This is a genomic window from Vibrio sp. 1167, from assembly GCF_033340375.1.
Taxonomy (GTDB): domain Bacteria; phylum Pseudomonadota; class Gammaproteobacteria; order Enterobacterales; family Vibrionaceae; genus Vibrio; species Vibrio alginolyticus.
On record NZ_JAWOWK010000003.1, the window covers coordinates 596929 to 610407 of the forward strand.

Here is a 13479-nt window from a genome sequence, read left to right on the forward strand (position 1 = left end):
GTATCTTGTTACGACGTTATAGTGATAGTTGGAAATGAAAATAGCGATAATTTGACGTTAAATCGCCTAAACGTGGATGTCTAGCAAGCTGCCAATGATTTCATTGTTTTTCTCTATGACAGACGCGCCAACTCGGTTATAACCAGCGGCTTGTGCGAGGTTGATGAGAGATTCAACTTTTTGAGAGGGAAGGCTAGGTGTTGAGGCTGTTATTGCGACATCCGAAACCGCAGCTAAATCGATGTTGTGATCAGAAAGCTCTTCTTTTACCTTACTTACATTATTGCTAATGCCATGTGCAGCTTTCTCGGCCATTTGTTGTGACATCTGAACGATGTGGTGTCCAGATTGAATTCCCGATACAGGCATATCACTACTCCCAACATTATGATAGTGAGAGCATAGGTGGAGTTTATAAAACGTTCAAGTGTTTTATATCAATGACTTGATTAGGCAAACAGTTTGGCAAGCATTTCTCTTTCTTCACCAGATAGAACCGGTTTTTGCGCTTTATTTAGTTTCACGCTGATCTCACCTTGTAATGACTTTAACTGACTTGCCGTTAAATCACTGAGCTTTTGTTTAAGTTCATTAAATTGTTGTGCGTTCATCTCAATACCTTCGTCGTGATTCGGTTTATCCGTCGTTGCCCGAAATTCTTCATCCTTTGGATACAACATATTTATTCAACCAAAATAGATTAGAATTTGATCGATTGCTTTTTGTCCGAATATTGTCAAGGTGTGTTAAGTGATACGTCAGATTTTTCCTAAGAAGGTACATAATTACCCACTTTGGGGTAGATGGAAGCGTAAAAAGAAAAAGGGAAGCGATATAGCGCTTCCCTCTTACATATGGTTTGAATGTTACTAACTTACCCTGACGGCAAACTTACTAGCAAGTGAATGAAGCTCTGGGAGCATGCGATAGATAAGATGAAGTTGCTGCAATACCATGCGGGCAGAGCTGTCGTCTTCATCGCGCCATTCGTTTAAGCGTTGCTCGAGTCCAGCATCATCAATATTAGATAGGTCACACTCCTCACAATGCTGGTGAAGCTGTTTATGAAGTACATCCAGATGCTGATGAATACAACGGTGAGCATCTAAAACGAGTTTATGAATTGACTCATCTTCGATGCGAGTTCTGTGCGCGCCTAATGCAGAAATATAGTTCAACATTGCGTGATTTAACGTTAGGAAGCGAAAACTTTCATCAACAGCTGCGCGATATTTGCCAGGCTCCGCCAGCATCGTACTAATCGCAGAAGAGAGTGAGGCATCATTATTGTGGGCTTGGCGGCGAGCGATACGGTAACTCAAATTGTCTTTCTTGCCGATTCTATACTGACCAATGATCTGATCGAGATATTGCTTGTTCGCCTCTATCGCATCCGACATAACTTTGTGAAGCCTTCTCGACTGCCAGTCGGGCAAAATAACTAATACAGCTCCTACTGCAAGCACACACCCGATGAGGGTATCTGCTAGTCTAGGAAGGACAACTGCGTAACCTTCACCTAGTTGATTAAATAAGAAGAGGACGAGCAGTGTAATAAAACCAGTCGCGTACCCATAGTTGTTCATCCGGAAGGCGAAAAACATCACACCAGAGATAACGATAAATACTAACTGGCTTTCTTGAGAAGGGAAAAAAGTCAGCAATGGTACACCAATCAACAAACCAGCTAATGTACCTATTACTCGCGCCGTCAATTTTTGGCGAGTGGCACTGTAGTTCGGTTGGCATACGAATAAAGTGGTTAAGAGTATCCAGTAACCTCGGTCGATGTTGAATATTTGAATGATTCCATAGCCAATCGTTAAGGCAATTGACATACGTAATGCATGCCGAAACAGCATCGAATCTTTGTGTAAATTTGCTGATATACGCTGCCACATCGCTTTTAGCGTGTGTGGGTTGGTATCGGCGAGGGTATCTTCTTCGAGGCCTTCAACATCTGGGTTGTTAATGTTATTAAGTTGTTTTTCTACCGTCGCTAAGTTATTGAATAAATATGTTAACTGCATCAGCAGACGTTTCCAGTGCCCTTGCTTTTGTTCTTCTAGATAAGCAAGAGAGTTTTGTACTTCAGCTAATGCCAGAATAGATTGATCGGTATGGGAGTATTCATTTCCTAGCTGAATGGCTAGTGCAATATCACGACACGCTTGGGCTTGAGACTCCAAAAGATATTTAAAACGAAACAGCACATCAGAACGTTCAAATTCGGTCGCTAAATCCTGATAGCGATAATGGCTAGAACTGACGCGTTCGTGAATGTCTTGAGCGATGAAATAAATATTTAAAAATCGGTCACTAGGCCCATCAATGTGACCCCGTTTCGATCGGTTAAGTAATGTGGTTTTACAAGCGTTTAGTGCCGTAACCGTGGCAGCATTGCATTTTGCAGCTTCAATCCGCAGCGGTTGTGGCGTCAAGTTGGTCACAGGGTGAAAAAGCTTGGCTTTCGCATCAAGATAATTCGCCATTTGGAAGAACACATTGGCTAAGCTTTGTTGCACCGGTTGAAGAGGCCAAAATATCTGCCAAATCATGGACATGAAGTAATACCAGGCGGCACCAGTCAAAAGCAGTAGTGGCTGAAACCAAATGTTGGTGCTTTCATGTGCGCCAAGCATAGTATAAATAGCGATCAGCAACGAACCAAAAGCAATACTCGCGTACTTAGGACCTATCGCCCCAAGAATGATGAAGCCGAAGGTTGAGATAAATAATCCCAACGCAAACGCCCATGGGGTATCGAACAAGATTTCAATTGAAAAAGCAGCAAGCGCAAAACAGAGAACGGTGAGAATCAGAGCCTTGATGCGTCCAGTGAAACTGTCATCACTTTCAGCCAAAGCAGCAGCAATAACGCCTAATATTAATGGCGTTATCAGCGTGTTTTGCTCGAAGTACCAAGTTGGGATAACCACACCCAGTAAGGTAATGAGGATAAGAACGCTGTAATTTATCGTCTTGTTTGCCCAATATAGCCGAAATTTAGAAGTTGCTTGCACAATGCGCCTTATGTTTCCGATGAAGAACAGGGGGAATACTACCAGACCCACTATAGCGCGTTTATGATTTACTTTAAGAAAAATTCGTGGTTGCTGATAAAATCAGCAGGGATGTCATTGACTTATATTAAATCTGCCAGGTCATGTATTGAGGATTGTAAAGCCAGCTTCAAATAACCTCAGCTTTAGGTTATTAAATCGACAGTAATGTGAATTTTATTAAAGAATAGAAGAAGAAGCTTACTTAGGTGCTCGCCGTTGCTACAATTTAGCACCTTAAAATGATATAAATCGACAACTTCTAAACTAAAAGGCGCACGTTTCATGCAGCTTACTGCCACTAGCAAAGCACAGTTTTTTATTCAAAATGAGTACCATCACGTCGAAATAAAAGAGAACAGTGTTTTATTAAGCTCGATAGGCAGTGAAGAACATATTCCTTTTACGATCTGGAATGGCAAAGTTAGCGTAAAGCGTGGGTTATTATGGAGCTCTTTACAGTTTTTTGCTCATGAACACGAAGGCAAACAACAAAGCTGGCTAGTCCAAGGTTTACCGTGGCCACAATGCCGAAAGTTCGCGCTTGAGGCCGTTCGTCAATATCAAGAGTGGCACAACACTCAGTGCCGAAAACTGGCTGAGTATCTACCTAAGTGGGAAGAAGAGCTTTACAAACTAAAGCACTTGCCTGCTTACTTATCGCATTCTCAAGTGGTCTCCTGGGTTGAAAGCCTTAACCAAGAGTTAAGCGAGATGAAAACCACCCTAGAAGAAGCCAAAATGCGAATGCCGAATCGTATGTCGCAAATAGAGCCTTGGCTCATTGATACCTCTGAGGCGCTTGGTGAGCGTAATCGCGATTGGCTAGAAGCAGAACGTCCAAATTGGGAAGTGCTGTTTAATCAAATTGAATCCTCTCCTTTGAATTTATCCCAGCAATATGCGGTATTGCTCAACGACGACCACAACTTAGTTCTTGCTGGTGCCGGCTCGGGCAAAACCAGCGTTTTAACCGCACGAGTTGCCTATTTGTTGCAAAGCCATCAGGCTCAAGCAGAAGAGCTTCTCATGTTAGCGTTCGGTCGTGATGCGGCGACTGAAATGAAAGAACGCTTAGTAGATAAAGTGGGCATGGCGGCAGACGGTGTGCGCGTCAACACATTCCATCAGTTGGGTTTGTATATTCTTAAACAAGTCGAAGAGCAACCTGTCGAAATTAGTCCTTTAGCGTTGGACGAAAATCAACGAACAGCATGGTGTGTAGACTGGTTGAAAAAACATTGGATGACACCCACTAACTTTAAACGTTGGCAAAAACATTTAGACAAATGGCCGATTGCGTACCTAAAAGGGGATGATGAGTTAGGAAGCCATTCAGAAAATCCAAAACTGATCGCTTGGCTAGATTCGCAGCTGTCTCATTTAGCGGCGGTAGGGTTGACCAAAAAGCAAGTACAAGAAAAGCTCGTAAACCACCAAGACTATACGCGTTTAAATAGTGAACTCGCCTTATGCTGGCCATGTTTTACAGCGTGGCAAAAAATGCTTAAAGAAAGCAACCAAGTGGATTTCCCAACCATGATCAGTCGTGCGACAGATTATGTGAATAAAGGGAAGTTTGTCTCGCCATGGCGCTTTATTATGGTCGATGAGTATCAAGATATCTCTCCAGATCGTCTGGCATTGATTGAAGCACTGTGTGAATCCACTCAGAAACAAGCAGGTGCCACGTTATTTGCTGTTGGCGACGATTGGCAAGCGATCTATCAGTTTGCAGGAGCGGATGTCGATCTTATCACTGGCTTTAAAGAACGCTTTGCTCACTCTACCGTTCATCACTTAGATACAACTTATCGTTTCAACAATCAGATTGGTGATGTAGCGAATACATTCGTGCAGCAAAACCCATCGCAGTTGCCGAAAACACTAAACAGCCACAAACAACGCAAGCAGAAGAGCGTACATACAGCGCCGAGCAATCAAGTGGAAAAGATCTTGGACCACTTGAATCAACAAGCCAAGCAAACCAAGTCAGTTTTATTGCTAGGACGTAACCATTATCATAAGCCCGATTTGTTCGACGATTGGTTGCGACGTTTCCCTAATCTCGATATTCGCTTTATGACTTGCCATGCGAGTAAAGGACGCGAAGCTGACTTTGTGATTATTCTTTCTGTGGATGAGGGGCAATTCCCCGCTAAGAAGAAGCAAATTCACATTGATGGTGCGTTGACGGAATCCAAAGACAAATTCCCTTACGCAGAAGAGCGCAGGCTATTTTACGTGGCGATTACACGTGCGAAAGAGAAGGTTTGGATTACGCATACTGGCGCGGGATCTGCATTCGTTCAAGAGCTCGTTAATGGTGATTATCCCATCGTGACTTCCCGTTAAATGCAACGTTTAGAATGTTAAAAACAGCAAAGGCGATACTTGGTATCGCCTTTGCTTTATTTGGTTGGCATCAAAGCTTACATGCGCTCAGCAAGATAGGCTTCGTAATCCGGAACTTCGATGTCTACTTCTTGCTCAAGAAGAGGGGAGTTAAACAGGAACTTAGCGGTGGCTCGGTTCGTTGCTACAGGAATATTCCAAACACTAGCAATACGAAGAAGCGCTTTAACATCTGGGTCGTGAGGTACGGCATTCAGTGGATCCCAAAAGAAAACGAGAACGTCGATTTTGCCTTCTGAAATGAGAGCGCCTAGTTGTTGATCACCGCCCATCGGACCACTGATCATGCTCTTGATCGCAAGTCCAGTTTCTTTACTCAGCATGTGTCCTGTCGTGCCAGTTGCGTAAAGGAAGTGACTCTGTAGCTTTTCTTTGTTTTCTTTTACCCAGCGAAGTAGCTCAGGTTTGCAGTTGTCGTGAGCGACCAAAGCCACATGTTTATGGGTTGGCATGGTACGAATGGTTTTTTGCATCAAGATGTTTCCGTTTATATGATTTTAAAATTGTTGTGACTCAATAGAACACGTTTTTGGTCTTTCAATCAACAGCCTTAACACGGAATGTCGGCCTATATTCTGACGGAGATAACGATTCTTCGATCGTGTCGTCATGAAGCGTCTTCGGAGTCAGTGGTTTGATGGTTGGTGAGGCATGTTTGTCATAAGCTTCACCCCTTAAGTAATGCGTTGCTTGCATCACGGAAAGCCGACCTTGCTGCACCATTTTATCTGTTGGTGCGAAGAGCACTTTGTTACGTAACAGGCCTCGATATACACCATGACTTAAGTACACAGAAACTAAACCGATCTCCTCAGCTTTGCCGGCACTGCGCAGCTCACTGATGGCCGCTTCAATCGCCACTGCACTGCCAACAATGTAATCTATATTTCCCGTATCGATCACACGTTGAACTAGGTTACGTTGTAACTCCTTGTCGTTGTCTGCCCAAAATGAGTCAACAATGTTGATATCACTTCCTTGTATCGCTTCATAAAATCCGGCAGTAACGGGTTTCGTACCACCACGAGTTCGCGGCCCCAAAAGTAAGGCAATGTTGGTCTTTCCTGACCCCTTTGGATGACGAGCTGCCAAATATTGACCCGCTTCGTATCCCATCCAATGCCAGTCAACACCGACAGTCCCTTTTAGCAACTCACTTTGTTCTTCATCCAAGTCGAGTTGGTTCACAGTAGCAAAAACGGGAGTATTCCCTACCCAATTTTTAAGTGAATGCTCGTAAGCCTGTGGGTCCACGGTCCCAAGGATAACTGCATCTGCTCCCCATTGGTTACACAGTGCGAGTTGTTGTTCTTGACGGGTTTTGTTTGGGTAGCCGCCCGCTTCAAGAACTCGTAGCTCGACACCTTCTCTTTTCGCTTCGGACACCATTCCATAGTTTACTGACAACCAGTATGAATCCTTTAGGTGAGGGTATATTGCACATATTTTCTCTGCGGCAACCGCTGGCAAAGAAGCAACGAGGGTTAAAGTGGCTGCAGAATGTTTGAAAAATGTGCGAAATGCGTGTTGATTTTTAACCATGAAATGAAGTTCGTTGGCATAGATTAAGTAAACACTGCAAAATATAACGTAATATGTCGCTGAACACGAACATTAAGGTCATGAAAATATGCTGCTAGCAACTGCAAGCATCGGTCGTAAACTTTTGTTGTCTTTCATTGCGATGGCAATACTGGTCATGTTATCGGCACTTATTGGTGTGTCTGGATTTTCTTTGGTTGCCAAAACCGAAAGAAATGTCGTGGATTCTGCGATTCCCGCCATGATTGAGGCGAGGCAAGTCTCTGAGTTGAGTACTCGTATTATTTCGTCTGTACAAATGTTGTCGAACGCAAGAAACGAGCAGGAAAGAAAGGAGTCAGGGCGAGTGCTGTTCGAACAGCTCGAGTCTTTACTCACTCACATCAAGGAGCTCGGGAGTGAGTCGTTCGATTCTCAATTGTTAGAAGCTTTAGAGAATAACGTCCAGAACGTTATCGACAATTTGGCAGAACTCGGTGTTTCGGTTGAAAAAAAGCTGTGGCTTGCAAAAGAGATAGATACTCGTGTTGAAGAAATGCGTCTGCTCAGTGAAGAGCTAGAACAACTAACTCGTACGCAAGTTCAGAATACAAGCACCATTGCTGTTGCTAACGTCACGCATATTTATGACTTATTAGAATCGAATAAAAAATCGCAAGTTTATCAGGCGCTAGATGCACTGGTGGAGGTCGATCTTGATCTGACTGAGCGATTGCATGAACTGCACTTGTTGGCCTTTAAAATGTTGAATCAGATTGAAGAGGCTCGGACATTAACGAATATTGAGCGAATTCAACAGGTTCAAAGTGATTTCGATAGCAACCTCAAAATTATGCAACGCCGTGTACTCGCTGTGGAAGATCCTACGCGCTCTAAGCAAATGAGCCAACTGCTCATAGAGCTTGGTAAGCGTCAGGTCGTATTTTCTATACTGATGCAGCAATACGAGAATAACGAACAGTCACAACAACTGATGCAAAAGACATTAGAGTTGTTCTCAGAGCTGAATGGCACGGTCAACAAATTGGTTGATGATTCAAACAAAACCACTACCGTCGCTGTAGACCAATTGACCAGCACACTGAAATTCGCTCAGTGGTCTTTAACCGTTATTTCAATTGTTGGTTTGATTGTATTGGTGCTGATTTTATGGCGTGTGGTGTACCTTTCTGTTGTGAAGCGGTTAGCTGAATATTCCGCTGCGTTGCTGTCTGTGGCGCAGGGTAACTTAGCGGTTGAGTTGGAAGTGAAAGGCAAAGATGAGTTGGCGCATATGGGGCAGGCCATCATCACGGCTCGTAATACCGCGCAAGCACTAAAAGTGGTAGCAGAGGGTGAAGCTCAAGCCAAGCGAGAGCTTGAGGAGCATAAAGAGCATTTAGAAGAGCTCGTTGAGCAGCGCACTTCGCAGTTAAAACAAGCAAACCGCCGTTTGAATGAAGAGGTTTTGAATCACGCTAAAGCTCGCAAGCAAGCAGAGCAAGCGAGCCGAGCAAAATCGGCATTCTTGGCGACGATGAGCCATGAGATAAGAACGCCAATGAACGGAGTGTTGGGGACAGCACGCTTGTTGATTGACTCAGGCCTCAACCCAATTCAAAAGCGTTATGCGGAAATCATTAATCGTAGTGGTAAAACGTTGCTCGCGATCCTTAATGATGTACTGGATTACTCCAAGATTGAAGCGGGGCATTTAGAAATTCGTCACATGGGCTTCGATTTACACCAAATGGTGGAGGACACTTTCCAGTTAATGAACAGTCGAGCACAAGAGAAGAAGCTGCTGTTCTCCTACCATATTGAAAGTGATGTTAGTCGCTACTGGAAAGGGGATGTCACCAGAATCAGTCAGGTGCTGAACAATCTTGTTGGTAACGCGATTAAGTTCACTGACGAAGGAGAAATTGATATCTACGTTAGCCTGAACCCTGAGGACGAGTCGCAAGTCCTGTTTGAAGTATCAGACACTGGAATAGGAATTGCCAAAAAATACCAGAGAACGTTGTTTGATGCCTTCACGCAAGCTGAAGGTGGGATGAGCCAAACTGGAGGTACGGGGCTTGGACTTGCCATCAGTAAGCGAATCATTGAAGCGATGGGCGGTGTTTTAGAAGTCGATTCCGAAGAGGGAAATGGTAGCCGATTCTGGTTCTCTATTCCGTTAGAGGAAAGCGAACCTGTTGAAACAGGAACCGTGGCAACCGCACGTTGCAAAGTGAAAGCAAAGGTCTTGCTGGTAGAAGATAATGAAGTCAACCGAGTGGTCGCGGAAGGTTTTCTAGAAAGCATGGGTCATCAAGTCGTGATGGCGGAAAACGGCTCACAAGCAGAGCAACTGATCAGCACACAGGATTTTGATATCGCTTTAGTCGACATCAACCTCCCTGATTGTGATGGAACTGAGTTGATCCAACGCTTAAAGCGGATTGAGTGTGATAAGCCGGCCAATAAAGCGCTTGCCGTCACGCCAATGATTGCAGTGTCTGCGCACGTTTTTGCGGAAGAAGTTGAGCGCTATCTAGCCGCTGGTTTTGACGGATACTTGCCTAAGCCATTGGCAAAAGAGGCACTCGCGGCATTGATTCAGGATGCGCTAGACGGAAAGCCGTTGTTGTTGCCACAAAATGCCGACTGTACCCCGTTTGATCAAATTTCGCCTCAAGAACAAGAGCTACAATCAAAGGTCGTTCAAGCGCCCCAAAAAAAGGAACCCGATGTGGTTATCATTAATCCGAGCGTGATTGAGTCCGATATGAAAATCTTGGGCAGAGATAAGATGTTGCACATTATTAATCTGTTTAGATCCACCAGCACTGATGTATTAAGCAAACTGCAAGCGTCTGCTGAGGACAATGATAGTAAAGAAGTAAAGAACCTTGCCCATAAATTAAAGGGCAGCGCGGGAAGTTTAGGACTAACTGCATTAATGAACGCTTGCCAAGCAATTGAAGCCGCGCCTCAACCTCTAGATACCTATAATGCGACTAAAGATGATTTAGTTTCTCAAGTGTCTGCATCAATTCAAGCTCTGGATGAGTTAATGGCGAAGTAATCCATCGAGCATTGAAAATAAAAAAACCTCCGGCTTTCCGGAGGTTTTTTCTATTCGGTCATGTCATCTTCCCACTCGAATCGAGTGTCTAGGGCATAAGGGTCATCATCAAAAGGATGTTCCACTTTGCCACGCAAGTATTCGAGTTGATGCTCAAGCATATTGACCGTTTCGTAGTCTCCCTCAGAACAAGCAACGTAAATCTGTTGTTCAAGAGCGGCAATGTTATCTCGGATACCCATGAGAACCCCCTTAAATCATCATCGATTCTCAAAACGATTATAGTCAAGTAATCCAAATTCGATCGGTTGTTTTGTACGGTACCAATTGTGTAAACGATCGCTAAATGACCAGAATTTTTCTGAGCTTCTACGAATCGCAAAATTATCCAATAACTTAACGTAATCGGACTCGTTTTGGATGGCACTAAATTGATCGACAAAATCTTTTACTTGGTTTTCGTTGATCGAGAAAAATGCCGCAGGGTAGCTTCCCACAACGCCGCGTACAATGGTCATGTCATCGTTAGCAAAGTCACGGTTACTTTCTTCATCAAACAAGCTAGAGATGTTTGTGTGTGCATTGTTGTGAAGTAAGGTGAACAATTCATCTTCCCCTGATTTACTTCTCACCATAAGCATAGTGATTTGCGGAACGGTTTTCAGGCCTTCACCACGAACGTGGTCAATACGTTTTAGTTGCTTTTCACTACTCGCAGAAAGAGCCGTGTCTTGAATTTCGTAGCGAGGCAGAAGCACATCTGAGACATGTTCTCTCAACAACTCCACCAACTCCGTTTTTGGATCGTCACTCTTATACTGAACGCTGGTTGGTTGGTTAAACGGCTTCACATTTCGTTGTAAAAAGTCACTCAACTGCGGGCTTTGATCTTTATACCAGCTAGATTGCAGTTCATGGCGCATATCGGCGGGTAACAACGAGATAAAGTTACTTTCGCCTTCTAGACGCAAGAAGTCCATAAACATTCGTGTCATGAGCTGATGGCCGAAGTTACCGTAAACGTCAAACCCAGCAACAAGCAAATAGTGGATACGCTCTAGTAACGCGTAGTCAAGAATCCACACTGTTTTAGGCTGCTCACCAACTAACCCTTGAACAACAGAAGCACTATCAAAATGGCGGAATATCGTTAATGCCGCATTATGGTTGGTGCCATTACCGTCCCAAATTACATCGGTGGATAGGTTTTCACCTTCTTTAAACCAGTTATTAGTGAACTCAGATTTAGCCTCTAGGTAGCGAGCTTGCTGGCGCGCGTACTTGACCCAGTTGGTAACAGGTAGCGTGTTACTTTCTTGTTCTGCCGGTAGTTTTAGGTTATCAGCCTGAGATCGGTAAAACTCATTTACTTCTGGGATGTCTGCTTTATCTGGATCAAGGAAAAACACCCAAAAGCGATCATTGATAACATTCAATGCCAGTTGGCCACGACAAACTGGGCCTTTGATGTATGCCATTATTGTATTTTGTGCATTATCTAGCATGAACTTAAAGCGCGATTTCACTGGAAGGTCGATGAATGATGTCATCGGGTTTGCAGCAACTTCTGGTGCATAACTCGGTAGCTGGCTAACCGTGTAATCAGCATCAATAAACCAAGTTTTCCAGTTCTCTATGCGTTGCTTGTTTACCGCGAATGGCATGTGAGTTTTATCTACTATGGTCCCTTGCTCTGGAATAATTCGATAAAACACACGTTCAACCCCTGGATCATCGTACGGGCGACGCGTTGAAATACGTTTGACGGGCTGTCCTGGTGGTGTAGCAGAGCGGACGAGCGTGAAGAATCGGGGATCTTCATCGAGTTCTGAAAAGTAGAGATGAGATAAAAACAAATGCTCATATATATACCTAGCCATCAGCTGATTTTTCAAATCAGAGTGGTTAAGTAATGTTTCGTACTTATCTATTTGCGCTTGCTCATTCTCACTAACAGGTTGGTGAACGTTCATTATTGCGCCGTTTTCCAACCAAGTCATGAGTGTGTGGTATTCACTGTTTGATAGATTTGGCATACCAAAAGGCATGCCCCAGGTTGGGTTATCCTTCTCGTATTGCTCGTATTCTTCAATCGTCGGACAGGTTTGCTCTCGGTCTATCGAAAAGTCAAAGCCTTCTAACTGGACTTGGTCAGGCAATGGGTGGCGCTCTTTTTGTTGTAGCAAACGTGCGATAAGTCCTGCATCAATGTTGGCTGCCATGCTTTGATCACGTTCGTTGAGAACCGGATGAAAACCCGCATCGCGCCACTCTTGGGTTGTTTCTGCATCTTCGAATAAGCGTGTTGGTGCTGCGGCTGTGAGTCTTGTTCCTTCATATACCAGTGCTTTACTCGCACCACGGTCAATGCCCTCAACAGAAGAGAGCTTAAGTTGGCATGGTGCATCGTAGCACGCGTGGCAGACGACACAGCGGTTATCCATAATGGGTTTAACTTCGCTTTGGAAGAAGTTTGCTTGAGGGGTTTCCACGTCAACTGTGCGTTCACGCACGAGCTGTGGACCAAACAGTTGGTCATAGTTAAGACCAGCATAGGTTGCACAGCCGGCAAACAAAGTAGCAATGCAAAGTGTAAAAATTAAGCGCAAATTCATTGAGTTATTTTACGTGATTAGAATTTGCATTAATTAAAGCAAAATAAGCGGTCAATTACCAAAAGTTGGGTCAATTAGCGTTAATTTTTCTGTTGATTGTCTGAGCGCTTGAAAATGTAACCCTGGCGGTGGACTGTCTGAATTCTGTCTGTTGGAACGCCTTCGTGAACTAGACGCTTTCTCATTCTGCTCATGTGCATATCGAGTGCTCGATCATGTTCAGTAAATTCACGTTTTAGTACTGTTTCGTAAAGAAAATGCTTACTAAGCACTTGATCTTGATGGTGAGTGAGAGTTTGCAGCAGCTTAAATTGAATGCTTGTTAACTGAACAGATTTCTTGTTTGGCAAGTAATTGAGTACCACAGAGTGAGTGCGCTTATCTAGTAATAGCTCCTCATCATTATGGTGAACGCCGTTGTGTTGGCATTGGGAAGTTTTTCCATTTGAAACCTTGGAGTCAAGCACACGGGTACCTTAATTATTAATAGTAGTAAAACGTATTATCATTAATATTTATATAAAAGCAATCAGGTACTTTATGAGCACTGTGATATGCGTAGACAATCTTAATACTTGAGATTACCAGTAGTGATGAATGATGCGATGGCGCTCTGAACTAAAGTGCTATTGGAGTGCGTATTAGCTACAAATAACGGTGTAATGTTAGGCAAAGATAGAAAGAATTCTCATTTAGTAAATTCGCTTATCCGCCATTTGTGAACTATACATTCTGTTGCAGGAAGCACTTTTCTAATACACACAGAGGTTTATATGACAGCGAAATATGGCGT

At 43.7% G+C, this 13479-nt stretch carries 10 protein-coding genes; 2 read left to right on the forward strand and 8 right to left on the reverse strand.

The features are described from left to right. Positions 1-66 precede the first annotated feature (66 nt). From R7Z78_RS09330 to yccS, 3 genes are all read right to left on the reverse strand, one after another. Complete coding sequence (locus R7Z78_RS09330) at positions 67-369, reverse strand: hypothetical protein (protein ID WP_054730279.1); 303 nt, start codon at positions 367-369, stop codon at positions 67-69. A gap of 80 nt (positions 370-449) precedes the next feature. Beyond that, positions 450-680 carry a hypothetical protein gene (locus R7Z78_RS09335; protein WP_005376575.1) on the reverse strand — a complete coding sequence of 77 codons (231 nt, stop codon included), beginning with the start codon at positions 678-680 and terminating at the stop codon, positions 450-452. 189 nt (positions 681-869) lie between these two features. Continuing rightward, the gene (gene yccS / locus R7Z78_RS09340; protein ID WP_042520714.1) at positions 870-3023 is read right to left on the reverse strand and encodes a YccS family putative transporter; all 2154 of its coding nucleotides are present in this window, start codon (positions 3021-3023) and stop codon (positions 870-872) included. Positions 3024-3347: 324 nt separating this feature from the next. On the opposite strand from yccS, the gene helD reads away from it, so the two are divergent. Continuing rightward, positions 3348-5417, forward strand: coding sequence for a DNA helicase IV (helD, locus tag R7Z78_RS09345; RefSeq protein ID WP_104976153.1), 2070 nt, complete (start codon positions 3348-3350; stop codon positions 5415-5417). Positions 5418-5494: 77 nt separating this feature from the next. Here the strand turns inward: helD and R7Z78_RS09350 are convergent, their stop codons facing one another. After that, entirely contained in the window at positions 5495-5950 is a 456-nt protein-coding gene (locus R7Z78_RS09350; protein ID WP_005376571.1) for a methylglyoxal synthase, read from the reverse strand. Positions 5951-6014: 64 nt separating this feature from the next. Next, on the reverse strand, positions 6015-7064 hold the full coding sequence (torT, locus tag R7Z78_RS09355; protein ID WP_225452561.1) for a TMAO reductase system periplasmic protein TorT: 1050 nt from the start codon (positions 7062-7064) through the stop codon (positions 6015-6017). A gap of 43 nt (positions 7065-7107) precedes the next feature. Here torT and torS point away from each other — a divergent pair, with 43 nt between their 5' ends. Further along, entirely contained in the window at positions 7108-10071 is a 2964-nt protein-coding gene (gene torS, locus R7Z78_RS09360; RefSeq protein WP_104976152.1) for a TMAO reductase system sensor histidine kinase/response regulator TorS, read from the forward strand. Between the two features lie 50 nt (positions 10072-10121). Here the strand turns inward: torS and R7Z78_RS09365 are convergent, their stop codons facing one another. From R7Z78_RS09365 to R7Z78_RS09375, 3 genes are all read right to left on the reverse strand, one after another. After that, positions 10122-10313, reverse strand: a complete 192-nt coding sequence (locus R7Z78_RS09365; RefSeq protein WP_005376565.1) for a hypothetical protein — start codon at positions 10311-10313, stop codon at positions 10122-10124. Between the two features lie 18 nt (positions 10314-10331). After that, entirely contained in the window at positions 10332-12686 is a 2355-nt protein-coding gene (locus R7Z78_RS09370; protein ID WP_169644439.1) for a fatty acid cis/trans isomerase, read from the reverse strand. Between the two features lie 80 nt (positions 12687-12766). Continuing rightward, positions 12767-13153 (reverse strand): winged helix-turn-helix domain-containing protein, encoded by a 387-nt coding sequence (locus tag R7Z78_RS09375; protein WP_005376561.1) that lies wholly within the window; start codon positions 13151-13153, stop codon positions 12767-12769. Positions 13154-13479 lie beyond the last annotated feature (326 nt).